Source organism: Levilactobacillus tongjiangensis, assembly GCF_003946345.1.
GTDB lineage: Bacteria > Bacillota > Bacilli > Lactobacillales > Lactobacillaceae > Levilactobacillus > Levilactobacillus tongjiangensis.
This window is the reverse complement of the sequence record NZ_RHNY01000002.1, coordinates 156,564-173,282: the sequence shown is the minus strand read 5'-3', so window position 1 is coordinate 173,282 and position 16,719 is coordinate 156,564. Positions and strand designations below refer to the sequence as shown.

The following is a 16,719-nucleotide window of genomic DNA, read 5'->3' as shown; positions in this document are numbered from 1 at the left end:
AGTTCCCACTAACGCTAAATCTTTGGTATAATACAACAGACTAAGCCCGGTTCTATTGACGGGCGGCACAGGTAACGTAAAAACTGAGTTAGGAAGTTTAATTCATGGATAATTCTTACAAAATCAAAGTTCAAAACGTCACCAAGGAATACGACCTATATAAGAGTCAGGCCGAAAAATTGCGGGCGTTTTTCTCCTTACGGAATTCGACAGTGCCTCATTTCTGGTCACTGATGGGAATTTCACTAGAAGTGAAGTCCGGTGAAACGTTAGGCTTAATCGGGGTCAACGGTTCCGGTAAGTCGACGCTCTCAAACATCATTTCCGGAATTATTCCCCAAACAACTGGGGAGGTCGAAGTTCGAGGCGACACCTCAATCATCGCCATTGGTGCAGGCCTGCGGGGTAACTTAACGGGGCTGGAAAATATTCGCTTGAAGGCCTTGATGCAAGGACTTACCAACCCAGAGATCGATGCCTTGATGGATGATATCGTGTCCTTTGCGGATATTGGTGATTTTCTGTATCAGCCTGTTAAGAGCTACTCTTCAGGGATGAAGTCCCGGCTGGGGTTCTCCATCGCCGTGCACGTTAACCCAGACATTTTAATCATTGATGAAGCGTTGTCCGTTGGGGATGATACCTTCTACCAAAAGTGTGTGGACAAGATTGCTGAATTCAAGGATGAAGGGAAGACCATTGTCTTTGTCAGTCACTCCTTGAAGCAAATTGAAATCTTGTGTGACCGGGTTGCCTGGATCCACTATGGAACATTGAAGGAATTGGGGGCCACGAAGGACGTCGTAAAGCACTACCGCGAGTTTACGAAGTGGTTCAAGGGTCAGACTAAGGCTGAGAAGAAGCACTTCCAGCGTCAAATGAAGGCCAATCAGAAGTCCTTTGACATTGATGCTTATCAGCAACAAGTTACTGAAGAGCGGCAACAGGCAGAGCCTAACGATAGCAACGTTGCTGCCGAGGTGAAGAAGAGCTTCTATGGATCCGTTATCAGCGAAAAGATGAGCTGGGGCAATCGTATTCTGACGTTAGCCGTGGGGGTCCTGTTCGTTCTGACGTGTCTGGTCAACGTTTCGGGTCATTCGCTGGGGGATGTCTTGCAGCACCCAAGTAATATTGTGCATCCAGAGACGGTTCTACATGATGCCAACAAGACGTCAGCCGTTAAGTAGAATTAGAAAATAATAAGAAAACAGATAGATTTTTATCATTTATCGTGTTATCTTTAAGTTACCATTTATTTACCCCTTTATTAGATTTCCCAATGAATCGAATAGAGGTTTATCTCTCATTTGGTGAAGAACTAAATGGTGAGGCCGGGATCGTGTGCCCGGCCTCTTTTTTATGCAATTTTCAGACCACTAGGGAGTGGGTAAGGAAAATAAATTCTTTTCAACCGTCGCAAACGTTGGCATAGCCCACCTTTTAATAAAAAAATCGGTAAAAGCTATAATTATTTTCAGAAAGCAGTTGACAGCGCTTACAAATGTCGGTATATTATACACGTAAGGTATTAATAATTACCTTCTAATCAATTCTCTTTCTCTCTTATGCCGACCACTGCCATTCCCTGGTAGTGGTTTTGTTTTGTTTAAAATCACGGTATAATAGGAAATTGTGCGGAGGTGAGTAGTGATGAAAAGTCACGAAGTATTTACATTAATCGAGGAAATTACCCGACTGGACGGTAGTAAGTATATGGAAGTCAGCAATATGGTTCAAAATGGTCGGGCGGAATTAGCCGTAGAACGAGGATTGATCAAGCAAGTTCGCATTCTTCAGTTGAACATTGCCCATACGCCTCACGTCCAAGCCTATGAAGACTATGTTAATGAGCATTACACCATGCCAGAGGAGGATTTTAAAACTTTTCAGGAGTGGGAAAAACCAGCAGAAGTTCAAGATGAAGTTCAAGCTATTCTGCACGAAAATCATATTGGTTAGAAAAAATCTCATAAAAATTTCATAATTCACTTGTTTTACCCCTGAATGCGTGTTATAACTAATTCATAGCAATTCTTGCTCCGTAGTTCAGCGGTAGAATAATTGACTGTTAATCAAGAGGTCGCTGGTTCGATCCCAGCCGGAGCAGTCGCTAAGTAGGTTCAGGATAAATAATCCTGAACTTTTTTTGTACAATTGATTGGCAAATTCATTTAGCAGACGATAAGTCAAAAGTTATCCCAACCCGTACTTTTTTTAATAAATGGGGCGCAAAAATGTGGTACTCAACTAGTAATCGTGCTACTATGAAAGCGGATTCACATAACTACATATTTTAACTTTTTGGAGGGAGTTATACTTATGAAAAAATCCTTAACTATTTTGAGTGCCTTGTTAATGTTGTCAGGTGCGGGTGCTGGTATTCCTTTGAGTCAGGTAGTTACGCCAACGCCAACTGCGCAAGCTGCTAGTCTGAATGCGGCTAAACTCGCAAACGGAAAGTATAGTGTGGCTTACAGTATTTTCAAGACGGGAACCAGTACGCCTTCTGATGCGGCCGCTTACTTTAATTTGAAGGCAAATGTGGTTGCCAAAAACAAGAAGACGTCAGTGGCCTTGAAGACCACAGCAGCGGCTAACCAAATGATTCAATCAATTACACTGGGTGGCAAACAGGCGAAGGTGACCAAGTCTTCGACCGGGAACGTTTATACGTTCAGTAATGTTAATTTGAAAAAGAGTCAGACCATTGGTTTTTCTTTGAGCATTCCCAACATGCCGCAAATTATGAAGGAATCCGCCACGCTTAAGTTTAAGACGAGTTCGTTAGCGGCAACGACTAAGGTGAAGTTAAGTACGAAGAAGATTAAGGCTAAGGCTAAGAAAGTTACTGGGACCACGACTAAGGGTGCTAAAGTCACCGTTAAGCATGGTACTAAGACTTTAGGTAAAGTGACAAGTAAAAAGAAGGCTTACACGGTCAAACTGAAGAAGGCCGTTAAGAAGAGCTGGAAGTTAAAGGTTACTGCTTCTAAGGCCGGCTACAGGACCGTAACGAAGACCGTTACCGTTAAGTAAGTGAAAAAATCACTGCCAGGTCGGTAGTGATTTTTTGCGTATTCAAATAAAGAAATGGGGGAGCAATAATGCAACGATTTAGACGATTTCTACAAGTCGTAGGATTACTGATGCTGGGTATCGTTGCGGTGAGTTTCAGCCAATCACAAGGCGCCCATGCTGCGACGACCCTAGACGATGGCATCTATCAGGTACCTATGAAAATTATCAAATCCGATTCCAGTGACACTTCATCAGCTAATGCCTTCTTTGGTGGAATGGCTGTAGTTCGCGTGCAGCATGGTCAGTATACTGTGATGATCACGTCGAACGGTGAACAGTATATCAAGTCAATGAAGGTCGCTGGGACAACGTTGACTTTAGCGAAGACGCTCGATAGCCAAGCGATTTATCAATTTAGCTTGGCCAAGCCAGTCAGTCCATTGACAACTTCTTTTAATTTGACAACGCCAATGGGAGCAATGAAGGAGTCAGCTCGGATGACGCTTGACTGGAAACAGGCCAAATCGGTTTCAACGGACGCCACAGCAGCTAATTTGTTAAGCCAAGCGGAGAAGTTGGTGAAAGCTACAGCTAGTTCGCGTAGTCATTCAGCAGTTTGTCAGCCGAAGGCGCCAACGACCAAGAGTACTACAGCAACTTCTGGCGTTTCTCAACCGGCAACCAAGTCAGCAGAATACTGGAAATATCAGGTGATCCAAGGCGATAAAATGAAGAAGTCTGATGCTGATCAGTACTATACAGACGTTGCCAAAGTGGTCCCAACCAAGAATGGCTATCAAGTTACATTAAACGTGAAGTACGCGAAGTCATTAAAATTGGGTTCGCGAGCAGTTGTACCAGAAGCCATTAACGGCCAGTCGCCGCAAAATATCAGCTATGGTCAGAGTGGTAGCAATTATACGATGTCTTATACCTTTACAATTTCAAGTCTACGGGACCTGACCAAGCGCCTGATTCCCGGTAAGATCCACGTGACGGTGCCCGCACTGAACATTAGTCAAACGTTTCCAGTGCGCTTTCGGTTTGCAGCGAGCGGTGCCGCCGACCTGGCGTCAGCAGCTAATGTAAGTGCGTTGCCCAAGAAGACGGTGGCAAAGTCCGCTGCGGCCCCGGCTGTTAACCACACGACTAGTGCAGCTAAGCTGCCAGAGACTGGTCACCAAAACAATTTACTGGCAACCCTAGTGGGGAGTGTTCTGTTGGGAACGCTAATTATCTGGGGAGGTAAGCGCCATGCGTAAATTTCTAAACTTGCTCCTGATTCTCTGGATGGTTGGCATTGGCGTTTACTGGGTTAAGCCAGCGACTGCGCACGCGCAAGCTATCAGCTATTCGGCACTGAAGTACGGTACCAATCAAACGTCAATGGCGAGTGGGTATTTTGTTCGCCCAGCCAAGGTGGCGGTTAAGAACCACGCGTACGTTGTAACCATGGACATCAAAACGGCCAAAAAATTGACCAGTTGGCCGGTCACGGTGACCTCAGTGAATGGACAAGCCCCGCAGAACGTTCAGAAGAAAAAGGACGCTGCTGGAAATTCCCATCTTTACTATTCATTTACGACCACGAGTCTGAAGTCCCGAATCAATGCGAAGCTATCGATCTATGTGCCCAAAGTTTATAAGGCTAAGCACAATATTTCGTTTAAGTTTCAAACAAAGGGGTTGCCGGCACTCAACACGTCGACCGCTAAAACAACGACGACGGCGCCGGCAACTACCAAAGCGGACTCAACATCTGCATCAGAAAAGACGTCAGCTAGTTCGGCCAGCACCACCAAACCGTCCGCAACGAGTTCTAAAGCCGCTACTAGTTCTACCACGAGTGCCAGTCATCGATCCAGGACTTCTTCTAAGGCCAAAAATCAGGAAGCGGACAGCGCCGCTAAAGTTCCCGCTCAAAAGACTCACTGGGGTGGCCTGATTGGTGGGATTGTGGCAATCGTTGTCCTGGTTGGTGGTGGTAGCTGGTGGTACTTCGGACGTCATTAGGAGGTCGGTCTCATATGCAAAATCCACGAAAAATTGGACTGATCACGTTGGCTGTTCTGGTTGTGTTGGGTATCGTTGGCGGTGGAATTGCGTGGCAAAAGCAACGGCAAAAGCAGGCTCAGCCACGCATCGTTGCCACCACCTACGCTATCGTTCAGATTGCAGATAAACTGAAGTTACCACTAGTTGGGGTACCAACGACTCAAAATAAATTACCGAAGCAGTATCAACACGTGACTAGAGTGGGGAATCCCATGAATCCTAGTGTAGAAAAAATCACGTCGTTAAAACCAACGGCGGTGTACTCGGTGACGACACTGGATGATCAGTTTGGGAAAGCCTTTAAAGAACAACATGTTACGCCGCATTTTCTCGATCTCACCAGCGTTGCTAATCTTGAGAAGACGTTAACACGGTTAGGGAAAAAATATGATCGACAATCAGCCGCTGCCAAGCAGGTGCGACTGATCAAGCAGGCCAAGCAACGGGCCCAACGGCGGGCTAAGCACCGGCAAGCGCCACGGGTACTCGTTTTGATGGGGTTACCCGGTGCCAATTATATGGTGGCGACCAATCATTCCTATGTAGGCGATTTAGTGCAATTAGCTGGCGGTCAAAATGTGTTTGCTCAGCCGAAACAGGAATACTTACAACCGAACGAAGAAGCCATTCAAAAGGCCAATCCACAGGTGATCTTGCGGTTGGAACACGCCATGCCAGCAATGGTGACCCAACAGTTTAAGCAGGAGTTCAAGCAAAATGGTATGTGGGCCAAGACCGCGGCGGTTAAACAACATCGCGTCTATGACTTACACGAACCGACGTTTGATGCCACGGCGAATATGAACGTTGTGGCAGCCTTGAATCAAGTCAGTCAGTGGCTGTATCCGAAGGAGGCAACCACATGAAAAAACACGCAGGTAGGTGGTATGGCGGGGTTCTGATTCTGTTGTGCATTACCATCTTGGTAGCTTTAATGGCGGGCACCACTTGGATCAGTTTGGGCCAGTTGGGAAGAACTGTGGGGGCGCCGGCCAGTCGCGATTTTACCACGGTCTTTTCCTTGCGGGTTCCCCGGATCTTAAGCAGTCTGATCTGTGGGGGGAGCCTGGCAGTTGCTGGTGCCCTTTTTCAAGCAGTTTTTCGCAACCCCATTGCTGACCCGAGTATCTTAGGAATCAGCTCAGCAGCGGACTTCTTCAAATTAGGTGGGGCGATGCTGATTCCCTGGTTACCTGGGCGTTCCTGGGTGATGGCCATTCTGGGTGGCTTGGTAGCGTTGATGATTTTAACCAGCGGTAAGGCTCTTAGTAATCCGTATCGCCTGATTATTGTCGGGGTGGCGTTAGATGCCACGTTCGTGGGCTTACAGCAGTTGTTGAGTAGTGGTGCCACCCAGGTCAGTCAGAGTACCTTCAATGCCATGACGTGGGCTGACACGACGATTCTGCTCATTCTAGGGGTCTCAGGACTCTTTGTGGCACTGATACTAGCACCCTGGGCTAATTACCTTAAATTACCCGATGATGCCCTTAGAAACGTTGGTATTCCCGTTAGCGTTCTTCGATGGAGCCTACTGCTGTTAGCCACCTACTTAGCGACCAGTGTGACGGCCATCGTGGGGACCATTCCCTTTGTCGGAATCGTGGTCCCCAACGTCGCACGGCGTCTCGTGGGACATGATTACCAAACGCTTCTGCCATTTTCGATGTTGGCTGGTGCTTGGTTGATGTTAGCTGCGGATACGCTGGGTCGGACGGTGATTGTGCCTAGTGAGATTTCTGCGGCAACGATGATGGCCATCATTGGTGGACCGTTTGTGATTATTCTCTTACAACGGGGGCGAGTTCTACATGGAATGTCAACACATTAGTTACCAATACCCCCAGCAATCAACGGGCTTGGTGGATCTATCTGGCCATTTTCCTGAGGGCCAGGTCACAACGATCATTGGACCTAACGGTGCGGGGAAGTCGACGTTACTCAACGTTTTGGCTCGGCGGTTACAACCCCAGCAAGGCAAGGTGTTGGTAGGCGGTAAGGATAGTTACGACTTATCTGATCGCCAATTTGCCCAGCAAGTGGCGCTAGTGACTCAGCAGCATGAATTATTTGATGAATTAACGGTCCGTGAAGTGGTGGCAACTGGCCGATTACCCTATCACGGTTTATTGTCTCAGGTACCCCCCGCAGAAGTGGACCCGTATCTTGAAGTCAATGGACTCACCAACCTGGCGGACGACTTGATTCAGAACCTCTCGGGGGGGCAACAGCAGCGGGTTTGGTTAGCCGCTGCGTTAGCCCAGGAACCGCGGGTACTCCTCTTGGATGAGCCGACGACTTACTTGGATGTGCACTATCAACAAGCGTTGATGGCTCAGCTCCGAGAATTGGCTTCGCGGGGGATGACAGTCATTCAGGTACTTCACGATATTAACCAGGCCTTCCGGATCAGTGATTGGCTGTGGCTATTGCAGGACGGTCAGTTGATTAAGTGCGGGACGCCAGCTGAATTAAGAACGGCGCCGTTGTTGGCGCAAACGTTTAAGACGGCAGTAGAAATCGTTGAGGTCCCAAAATTGGGTCCCTATATTGTGCAATTACCAGAGTGACCCCAAGCTACTGAGTTTGAAATAGCAGATATTTAGCAAATGATTTTAGATGATAACTCAGAGGGTGGTGAGTATTGGTGCTCATCATCTTTTTTTGCTTGTAATCATAAACTTGTTTCCAACAATCCCATACAGAAGGCGTCAATCGTAAGGGAGAGCAAATAATGCGCACCGTTTGGGCTATCGAAATTGGATAAACGTTAGTTGCCGAATTCAAATCGCGTTCAAGATTAGAATACATAAAAGAGGTCCAATTCAAAAGTGAATTGGACCTCTTAAGTTTCCTTCATCAATGCCAGTTGACAAAACAAAGAGCCATAAAAATCTAGTCCCTGATTGGGGGGTAGTTGAGCTATTCATGTCGGTCACACGAGTAATCGGTAACGGAGTACCACATAGGCTGAAGACCACATGTGGTCTTCAGCCTAATTTAGACGTGTATTAATGGACAACTAATCAATCGCTGATTTAATCTGTTCAATGCGTTCAAATAAAATACCGTCACGCAGACCGGCATTGGAGAAAGTAATCTGTTGTGAGTCTAGCAACCGCATCAGTAGGGCTACGGGAATCAACCCGCCAATAATGATGTCGGCCCGGTCCTTGGAGAGCCCAGGGACCTTCTTCCGTTCGGCTAGGTTGAGACCGAGTAGTTGGGTGAGGGTAGCGTACACGTCATCGGCACCGAGTTTATATCCGTGAACATCTTCAAAATTCAGGAAGTTTTTATTTCGCCGGTTGATCTTGGCTAACGTCCGGTTGGCGCCACCTAATCCAATGACGGGGAGGTTCTTCGCCTCGTTCAACCACCAGACATCGTTGAAGACGTTGTTCACGAAAGTCATCGCTGAAAACAGCGAGTCAGCCTGGACCTTGTCGCTTTCCAGGTAGGCCTGTGACAGGGTCACCGAACCCAGTGGAATTGAGACAACGTGTTTCATCTGTCTGTTTTGAACCAGAATGAGTTCAGAAGAAGCACCACCAGTGTCGACTAGCAAGCCGTTGATGATTGACAGCGTATGCACGACCCCTAGGTAGTCATAGCGGGCCTCGGTGGTCCCAGAGATGACGTCGAACGTGAGATCAAGTTCATCTTTGACCAGTTTCAAAAATTGTTTTTGATTGCTGGCCTGGCGAACGGCTGCCGTGGCAACCGCCTTGATTTGGGGCGCGTCTAATTCAGTGTAGATTTTTTTAAATTCACGTAAAGCTTCAAGTGTTCGGTCGATAGCTTCGGGTTGTAAGACTTGTTCGGCCCCCATGTTTTCTGAGAGGCGGACGTAGCGTTTGACTTGGTTGACGGTATTGGGGGTACCGGCTTCATCAATTTCACTAATGGTCATACGAACCGAGTTGGAGCCTAAGTCAATAACGACTAAATTTTCCATTTATTCAATACTCCGATCAATGGGGGATTTGGGTTGGTTCTTGGGACTGAGCATTGGCTTGAACTGGCGCGGCGCGTTCGTTTCTTTAGGTTGCCGGGTCGTGTTCGCGGCTGTTTTTTGCTCAGCTTGCTGCATGAATTCTTCTTGCGCATCCAGTGGTTCTAGACCCCGCCGGTCCACCCGGGTGAACGTTCGGTCAGGCGTCAGGACACGTGTCTTGACGTTATCATGCCAGAGCGTTGAGAAAATGTCAAAGACCCGTTGCCGCAGGTCATCCTTTAAAATTGGGAAGAGTAGTTCCACCCGCCGATTGAGGTTTCGTGTCATGAGGTCGGCACTGGACAGGTAAACTTGGGGATCGCCAGCGTTAGCAAAGCCATAAATCCGGCTGTGTTCTAGGAAGCGACCGACAATGGAGTGGACTTCAATATGTTCACTCAACTCGGGGATGCCCACGTTCAGACAGCAGATACCTCGGACGATGAGCTTGATTTGGACGCCCGCATTGGAGGCCTCATAGAGCTTGGCAATCATGGCGGAATCAGAGAGAGAGTTCATCTTCATTTCAATCCAGGCCGGTTGCCCACCCTTGACGTTGGCAATTTCCTGATCGATTTTAGATACGATGAAGTCGCGAATTCCATCAGGTGACATGTGAAGTTGATGGAAGTAAGGGGGTTCCGAATAGCCAGATAACATGTTGAAAATGTTGGAGGCGTCGATTCCCATATCAGTGTTGGTGGTCATGAGGCCTAAGTCAGTATAGAAGTGGGCGGTAACGTCGTTATAGTTCCCAGTACCCATGTGCATGTAACGTCGAATTCCATCAGGTTCCCGCCGAACGATCAAGGCCAACTTACAGTGGGTCTTCAACCCGATTAGCCCGTAGATAACGTGACAGCCCATCTTTTCCAGTTGTTGGGCCCAGTGGACGTTATTCTCTTCATCGAAACGTGCCTTGACTTCGACTAGAACGGTGACCTGTTTGCCATTTTGAGCGGCACTCCCGAGGTATTTAATAATTGGTGAGTTAGCCGAAACCCGGTACAGGGTCATTTTAATGGCCAGAACACCGTCGTCACAGGCAGCTTGGCGAATCAGTTCCGTTACGGCCGAGAAGGAGTCAAATGGGTGATGAACCAGGACATCGTGTTGCCGAATAGTCTTGAAAATGTCGTCATCGTGTTGGAGGCCAGGAACCTCAGCCGACTTAAAGGCGGGGTAGCTTTCTTCAGCATGACCACTGATCTGCTTGGTGAGCTTGCTGAGAAAAGTTAAATCGATAGGACCACCAATTTCGTAGACGGCATAGTCGTCGATCTTGATGGCAGCGGTTAGGCGTTTCCGCAGGGACTGGCTGATACCAGATTCGACTTCCAACCGAACAGCACTCCCATGCTCACGCTTCTTGAGTTGATGTTCAACTTCCTTTAACAGGTCGGACGTATCCTCTTCGGCCACGTCCAAGTCCATATCCCGGATTACCCGATAATTGGCAGCTTCCTTGACTTTATAGCCAATGAAGAGGTTTCCGATGAAGGTTTTGATAATGTCTTCTAATAGGATGAAATCATTGTCAGCACCAGGGAGCCGGACGGTACGGGGGAAGATTTCTGGCACTTGAACCGTTGCAAAGCGTCGGTCTTTCTTGTCACCGTTTTTGAAAAGGCGCATGGCGATATTTAAGGTGTTATTGCCAATGAACGGGAAGGGCCGGGAGCTGTCGACCGCCATGGGCGTCAGTGCTGGTGAAATTTCATCGTTGAAGTATTTTTCAATGAAGTGGGATTGCTGAGCGGATAAGTTGTCCGGCGTTAATAAGTGAACGTTCAAATTTGCTAGCGCGGGCAACAGCATCCGATTGAGGGTCGAGTATTGTTTGATCACCTGGTCGTGTGCCTTAGCGTTGACTGCTAGTAATTGATCCTCAGCAGTCATTCCGGAGGCGTCTGGCTTGGGGTAGTTAACGGCGGCCAGCTTAGACAGCGAGGCGACGCGGACCATGAAAAATTCATCAACGTTACTCTGTGTAATCCCTAAGAATCGGACCCGTTCGAGTAAGGGGTTCGCTTTGTCGCGAGCTTCTTCAAGGACCCGATCATTAAAGTCGAGCCAACTGAGTTCTCGATTGGTGTAGTACTTAGGTTTTGTAAAATCCAACGTCATTTGTGTAACCTCCTTTGTTTTAAGACGGGCTGTAAGCCAAAGACGTCCGTAAAGAATTCGGCCTTGAAATTAAAGGCCCACCGGATTAGGGAAAGTTCGTCATCGCTGTAGACGGTGATGATGACCTTATTGGTTCGCAGGGAAACTGAAATTTTTTGAATGGTTTGTTGGTGCGCATCATCTAGCGCATCGGCCAACCGCAACATGGCGGACAGCTTGGCCACGGTCAGTCGTTTTTCTGGACTCAACAAGCGGAAGTGGGCGAGGTCCTCACCCGGTGTGCGGGTACTGTGATAGCGGGATACCGCTGCGATGATTTGAATTTCTTCGGCGGAAAGCCCCAACATTTCCGATTGTTTAAGGACGTAGTCTGAGTGAAAATAATGCTCATGGGTGTCAATGAACCCGCCAATATCGTGGACAATGCTGGCAACCTGGAGCAGCAGTCGATCGCGAGTAGTGAGATGATGCAGTGGTCGCAGTTGATCGAAGAGGTGCAAGGCAAAGCGCCGAACGAGTTCCATATGTTTGGGTTCGACTCGGTAACGTCGGGCGAGATCGTCAGCCGCCGCCAGAATTTGGTTTTCAAAGTGATATTTGTGGTAGCCAGCCGCAATCGCCCGGTCAGTAGTTAACCCCTCCAGCACGTTCAGGTTGACTAGGTGGAGCTCTTTTGCATGAACCACGGTTAGGAGTTTCTTAATCAAGAGAACTACTGGGAGAATGATCTCAACGTTTTCTTCACTAAGGTGGAGCCGTTCCATTAAGAATTGATTGGAGGCCCCGGATACCTCGTGAGCAAACTTGGAAAATTCCTTGAGCGTCAGCGTGTAACTGACCTGTCCCCGGGGGATAAAGTAGGTATTGAGCGGGGCGGCGCCAATCAAAATGACCTCGTTGGGTGTTGTTTGCAGATTGTCTGGCAAGAAGCGATAAAAGTCATCGACCTTGCTATTAATGTAGTCGTCCAGGACATCGACAGGGTTAGGTGCAGTGGCCCGTAAGGTTTGGAGCACTTCTTTGATTCGAACTGGTCCAAGCTTCATGTTGTGTGAAGCAACTAGGGCATCGTCGGCGAAGAAGGACAGTGTGGTGCTACCAGAGTTCATCCCAATAATTGCAGCGTGGTCTTTGACTAAGTCGTGATATTGATCAAAGTGCAGGGCAATCGCTTCATTACGGACGAAGGACTCCTGTCCGAGTGATAGCCATTTGATGTGGAGACCAGTCCGGACGAAGAGTTGATCACGAATGAACTCAGCATTGGGTGCTGAAGAGAGGGCTTGCGAGCCCCACAGTTCATAGTGGGTGACGCCGTAGTCCTTAATGACTTGCATGAAGCCTCGTAAGGCCTCGGCGGCGTCCGCCACGTTTTTAAAGTTGATTTCTTCATGGTTGTAAATATTTTCCCCAATAGCGACAGTCGACTTGACCCGTTCCGTTTGGGTGCCGGTCTTTAAGTTCACGATCGACAGTTCGAGACTAGAAACATTTACAAGCATTGCGCCAAAATAATCGTCAGCCATAAAATCATCTACTTTCTGAGTTAGTTTTTAATCAGTGAATACCTGATTGTCCATGATGACCCGATCCAAGTGTTTTTCGGTTCGTTGGTTTTCAGGTGGAAGTTGCAGGTAATCGCCATACATACGCGTCAAAATGTTAGCATAGTCAGCCGGCACCTGAACCGTCAAATGCTCAAACGGAACGGCGGTTAGGTTGGTGACCTCCGCAACGGTGAGTACCTCTTTGGTATAGCTGTACTGAGAGGCCAAATTCTTAACCTGGGTCAGTTGTGATTGTGCTTGATACTGTGTCATAACGGCTTGCCGTTCGGCCTTGAGCGACTGGGCCTCAGCCAATTGGTCCGCGTTAAGTGGATTCTGTAATTTACGTAAGGGATTGTCGACCAGGTGATAGCGCAGTTGGAACAGTAACCGCGTATTTAAAATTTGAAATTTAGTGAGTTGTTCGCGCTGGTCAGCGAGGTCGTCTGGAATCCGGTCCAAAGGGAAGATGTCAATGAAGATGCCTTTGCGGGCGTTATTGACATTATTTTTCTCTTCGATGTAAGTGTTACGGTCTAGCAACTTAGCATAGCTGAGGGCGTAATTCTCATCACTCGCGGGTGTCTGGAGAAAATAGTGGGTTCCAGCCAAGGCGGCTGGCGCAGCTGCCAAGAGCCGGTCGTAATCGGCGCGCAGCAGGCCAACGTCCACATCGTCATCCCAGGGAATGAACCCCTGGTGGCGAATAGCGCCCAGAAGTGAACCGCCCATTAAAAAGTAAGGCAGATGTAGTTCGTCACAGAGCTGAATAAACTGTTCCAGATTACCCAGTTCAACTTGATGAATTCGATCGATCAATTGCGGCATAGAGGTGTCCTTTCGGGTACGAGATTGGTGATACGGGTTCTTGGCGGTTCGAAGCGGATTGCCTTATAAAATTATTTTTGATTTGGTCATCCTTGATGAAATCTTAAGAGGTTGGTTTTATAGAGTGGTCGTCATGATTCTGAGAGCTGGTATGGGAAGTAGATGGGGTGGTGGTCAGCAGTGTGGTTTTTACGCGGCTCAAAGTCGAGGTGAAAGACCGTACTATGGCTTTCACCGTCCCTCACAACCGACCACCGCCCGCGTCTACCGGAAGTTGTTACCAGCCCACGGAATTGTTAAGTTAGTTTAAAGGATAGGTGCTCTGGTGAACAATCTGGTTGTGGGTATCCTTAAAGATTACCGTAATCGTTTGGTTACCTTTGGGTTCGAACGTAGCCAAGCCGGTGACCGTCTGGCCGGGCTTTACTGGCATGACGGTACGATTGAGTTTGTTGTTATCCTGGGTTTGGCTGGTCGTAAATGCTAGGTTCCCAGTCCCCAATTTTTTGCCATTCTGGGTGGCACTGACCGCGGATTGCCACAGGTCACTAGGCACGACATCGCGCGTTCCGTTGTTGGTTACGGTATAATAGAGAACGAACAGATTCCGGTTAGCGGTGGCACTGGTGGTAATCTTGTCGGCAGTCAGTTTGAAGGCGACGTCTTTAATCGTGAAAGTCTGATTGGCAAAGGTTGCGGTCTTGGCTTGCTTGTGCGAGCTAGCCGAACTACTAGTGTGACTGGTGCTGGTTTTATGCGATTGACCGCTACTTTTAGTGGTGGCCGGTTCCTGTTGACTGGATGGTTTAGTGGCACCGGATTTGTTGACGGTACCGCAACCAGCTAGGAGCAACAGACTGCTAATTACTGTGATAAATTTTACGTGTGACATCATGCATTTTCCCCCTCGGTTTGCTTACCTATATTTTAGCATAGGTTGGTCCAGAGCACCGGTTATGTAGCGCGAAAAAGCTGGTATTTAGTGGGCGTAAATGCTAAGATAAAAATCGTATTTTGAGAAATGTAGGTGGGTAATTATGGTTGAGCAAGAACAACCTTTGTTGGACGCTTTTATCGACGTCTACATGAATTCACTCAAGTATTTGGACGAGTTCGTTTCGGAACCGGCTAAAGAGTTTCACTTGTCGTTTGAGCAATACTTGATTCTGCGGGACGTAACCCGTAATGAACACGTGACGCTGATGGACATTGCCAGTAAGCGGCAAGTGACCCGCAGCGCTATCTCACGGCAGATCAAAGTATTGTTGAAGCAAGGCTATCTACAGCAGCGACCAGATGAAAATGATCGGCGACGGCTGTACTTATTAGCAACGCCCGAGGGAGCCAAGGCTGAACGGGTTATCCGACAGCGAATCAATAAACGGTTTCAGGGATGGGTCGACGTTTACGGTGACGACCGTGCTCGGCAAATCTTGCAGTTTATTCAAGACTTTAGTCAAGTGACACGGATGAAAAAGTAGTGAACGGTTTAAGAGAGTAAACGCCACGGACTAACCGCGGTGGTAAGAAGGAGATTGAAGTCAATGAGCAAAAAGCGCATGAGTGATGAGGAAGCAAAGCGCTGGCGCAAGATTGTCTTCATGGATGATGGCCACGATGACAAGCGGGCGTCACGGCATCCACGGTCTTTTGTGTATGGTGAATCCACCCAACGCTCGTGGTGGGAACGACTAAGAGAACGTTTAAGCCGACGCTAACGAAAAATGGACCACACGACCCTAACTGAGTTAGGGAGTGTGGCCCATTTTTTTCGGACTAATTATTCAGTCACTGTAGGAACCGGTGAGAACTCCTTAACGAGCTCAACGTGAACATTTTCGCTACCACCCAATAGTTTGGCAACGGGACACCGCCGTTCAGCTAGATCAACCATTGCTTCAGCGGTTTCTTGATCAACGCCAGGCAGGCGAATCTGAGCGGTTACGTAAAATTGAAAACCACGCTGGTCCCGAGCCATTTCAACAATCGTGTGAACTTGCGAGGTGTGGGGCAGGTCACGACGTTTTTCAATTGCCTCCAACGTAGCATTGAGGCAGGTGCTGAGTGCCAAACCAATGAATTGTTCTGGATTTGCTCCCGGTTGGTCATTGAGTGGGGTGCTGGTCAGTACATCCAGGCCACCGGGAACGTAGGAGTGACTTTCAAGGCCGTCATCATTGATAGCAACGGTTCGGTACAGTGGTGGAAATTTTTTACGGTCAATGGCCAAAGAGGTCAACTTCTTTCCTTATATTTACCTCTAGATTACGCTGTTTTCAGGTAAAAAACAATGAATTCGCTGTATAAATGTAAGGGTTTTCTATAGAGCTAAACCACTGACTATTGACTGATTAAACTGTTGCACAAAGTTAAGGAATGGCTAGCGGTCAACCGGTTGCACGGCATACCTATACCAATCATATAATAAACCGTCAACGAATTATCCGTAAATGGATTTACAAGCTAATAGTAATAGCGTCATAGCGGGCAATGTAAGTAAACGGGTTTATGTAAATTTTTTGTATTTTTTATCCATTTGGGGTAGACCGGCTAAAATAATTTGTTATAATGTAGGGGACAAGTAAGAGAACACTGGCGATTAGAGTTTGGGGGGAGCCAAATGTTAACGGAAGAGCTGTCAAACGAGCGCAAGAAGTTTCAGATGATCAGTTGGCGAGCGCAACAGCACGGTGCCCAGGTAGTCGAACGTGAAATGATGACCCGGTTTACGGCTACGATTGCTGAACAGGAGGCTATTATTGCTGCTGCTCAACGTCGAGAAGTTTCTTCAGTTAGTTAGTCTAGTACAGGTACTAAGACCCACAGTACAGTCACAGAACGCACCCATGGTAGGCTTAGAACAATGAAGGTCGACGAGGGGGCAATAGGATGAAACATCCAGTGATGTATTATCTGTATTATCTTGGCGGAGGTTTATTTGTTGGGACGATGGCGCTGGTTATTTACCACATGATTCATCTGTGGCTGGCTGCTAGTCAAATGTAGAAAAGTGTTGGTCCCTGATTACTTTGGGATCAAAGCGTTAAATAACTTAAACAATCCCATCACCCGACATGCGGCAGGTGATGGGATTCTTGCTCTAAAAAAGACCATAAAAAAAGCTAGTTACGAATGGACGCAACC

Annotated in this window: 17 protein-coding genes, 1 tRNA gene and 1 pseudogene; 13 read left to right on the top strand and 6 right to left on the bottom strand. The window is 47.8% G+C overall.

All coding sequences use genetic code 11. The features are described 5' to 3' along the window. Positions 1-104 precede the first annotated feature (104 nt). The 10 genes and pseudogenes from EKM75_RS01830 to EKM75_RS12845 form a co-directional block, all read left to right on the top strand. Positions 105-1,190, top strand: a complete 1,086-nt coding sequence (locus tag EKM75_RS01830) for an ABC transporter ATP-binding protein (RefSeq protein ID WP_125691557.1) — start codon at positions 105-107, stop codon at positions 1,188-1,190. A gap of 463 nt (positions 1,191-1,653) precedes the next feature. Further along, complete coding sequence (locus EKM75_RS01825) at positions 1,654-1,962, top strand: hypothetical protein (RefSeq protein ID WP_125691614.1); 309 nt, start codon at positions 1,654-1,656, stop codon at positions 1,960-1,962. 76 nt (positions 1,963-2,038) lie between these two features. Next, a tRNA-Asn gene (locus EKM75_RS01820) sits at positions 2,039-2,110 on the top strand. A 212-nt stretch (positions 2,111-2,322) separates the two neighbouring features. After that, positions 2,323-3,039, top strand: a complete 717-nt coding sequence (locus EKM75_RS01815) for an NEAT domain-containing protein (RefSeq protein WP_125691555.1) — start codon at positions 2,323-2,325, stop codon at positions 3,037-3,039. Between the two features lie 68 nt (positions 3,040-3,107). Beyond that, on the top strand, positions 3,108-4,283 hold the full coding sequence (locus EKM75_RS01810; protein ID WP_225426624.1) for an NEAT domain-containing protein: 1,176 nt from the start codon (positions 3,108-3,110) through the stop codon (positions 4,281-4,283). Beyond that, the gene (locus EKM75_RS01805) at positions 4,276-5,034 is read left to right on the top strand and encodes an NEAT domain-containing protein (RefSeq protein ID WP_125691553.1); all 759 of its coding nucleotides are present in this window, start codon (positions 4,276-4,278) and stop codon (positions 5,032-5,034) included. The genes EKM75_RS01810 and EKM75_RS01805 overlap by 8 nt, the downstream gene beginning before the upstream one ends. A gap of 14 nt (positions 5,035-5,048) precedes the next feature. Next, the gene (gene isdE, locus EKM75_RS01800) at positions 5,049-5,942 is read left to right on the top strand and encodes a heme ABC transporter substrate-binding protein IsdE (RefSeq protein WP_125691551.1); all 894 of its coding nucleotides are present in this window, start codon (positions 5,049-5,051) and stop codon (positions 5,940-5,942) included. After that, entirely contained in the window at positions 5,939-6,907 is a 969-nt protein-coding gene (locus tag EKM75_RS01795) for an iron ABC transporter permease (protein ID WP_125691549.1), read from the top strand. Before isdE ends, EKM75_RS01795 begins: the two co-directional genes overlap by 4 nt. Then, the gene (locus tag EKM75_RS01790; RefSeq protein ID WP_125691547.1) at positions 6,888-7,646 is read left to right on the top strand and encodes an ABC transporter ATP-binding protein; all 759 of its coding nucleotides are present in this window, start codon (positions 6,888-6,890) and stop codon (positions 7,644-7,646) included. The genes EKM75_RS01795 and EKM75_RS01790 overlap by 20 nt, the downstream gene beginning before the upstream one ends. A gap of 134 nt (positions 7,647-7,780) precedes the next feature. Beyond that, positions 7,781-7,911: pseudogene (locus EKM75_RS12845) on the top strand (ISL3-like element ISP1 family transposase); the annotation flags it as partial. A gap of 187 nt (positions 7,912-8,098) precedes the next feature. Here EKM75_RS12845 and ppx read toward each other — a convergent pair. From ppx to EKM75_RS01765, 5 genes are all read right to left on the bottom strand, one after another. Continuing rightward, a complete protein-coding gene (gene ppx, locus EKM75_RS01785) occupies positions 8,099-9,034 on the bottom strand; it encodes an exopolyphosphatase (RefSeq protein ID WP_125691545.1) in 936 nt (311 codons plus the stop codon). Then, the gene (locus EKM75_RS01780) at positions 9,035-11,194 is read right to left on the bottom strand and encodes an RNA degradosome polyphosphate kinase (RefSeq protein WP_263853482.1); all 2,160 of its coding nucleotides are present in this window, start codon (positions 11,192-11,194) and stop codon (positions 9,035-9,037) included. A gap of 2 nt (positions 11,195-11,196) precedes the next feature. Further along, positions 11,197-12,726, bottom strand: a complete 1,530-nt coding sequence (locus EKM75_RS01775) for a Ppx/GppA phosphatase family protein (protein WP_125691541.1) — start codon at positions 12,724-12,726, stop codon at positions 11,197-11,199. 27 nt (positions 12,727-12,753) lie between these two features. Then, entirely contained in the window at positions 12,754-13,575 is an 822-nt protein-coding gene (locus tag EKM75_RS01770) for a LicD family protein (RefSeq protein ID WP_125691539.1), read from the bottom strand. Between the two features lie 301 nt (positions 13,576-13,876). Then, positions 13,877-14,470 carry a DUF5067 domain-containing protein gene (locus EKM75_RS01765; RefSeq protein ID WP_125691537.1) on the bottom strand — a complete coding sequence of 198 codons (594 nt, stop codon included), beginning with the start codon at positions 14,468-14,470 and terminating at the stop codon, positions 13,877-13,879. Between the two features lie 142 nt (positions 14,471-14,612). On the opposite strand from EKM75_RS01765, the gene EKM75_RS01760 reads away from it, so the two are divergent. Together EKM75_RS01760 and EKM75_RS12685 are read left to right on the top strand one after the other, a co-directional pair. Next, the gene (locus EKM75_RS01760; RefSeq protein ID WP_125691535.1) at positions 14,613-15,056 is read left to right on the top strand and encodes a MarR family winged helix-turn-helix transcriptional regulator; all 444 of its coding nucleotides are present in this window, start codon (positions 14,613-14,615) and stop codon (positions 15,054-15,056) included. Between the two features lie 63 nt (positions 15,057-15,119). After that, a complete protein-coding gene (locus EKM75_RS12685; RefSeq protein ID WP_164508698.1) occupies positions 15,120-15,293 on the top strand; it encodes a hypothetical protein in 174 nt (57 codons plus the stop codon). A 62-nt stretch (positions 15,294-15,355) separates the two neighbouring features. Here the strand turns inward: EKM75_RS12685 and EKM75_RS01755 are convergent, their stop codons facing one another. Further along, complete coding sequence (locus EKM75_RS01755; RefSeq protein ID WP_125691533.1) at positions 15,356-15,805, bottom strand: OsmC family protein; 450 nt, start codon at positions 15,803-15,805, stop codon at positions 15,356-15,358. Positions 15,806-16,195: 390 nt separating this feature from the next. Between EKM75_RS01755 and EKM75_RS01750 the strand changes: the two genes are divergently transcribed. Next, entirely contained in the window at positions 16,196-16,375 is a 180-nt protein-coding gene (locus tag EKM75_RS01750) for a hypothetical protein (RefSeq protein ID WP_125691531.1), read from the top strand. Positions 16,376-16,719: the final 344 nt, after the last annotated feature.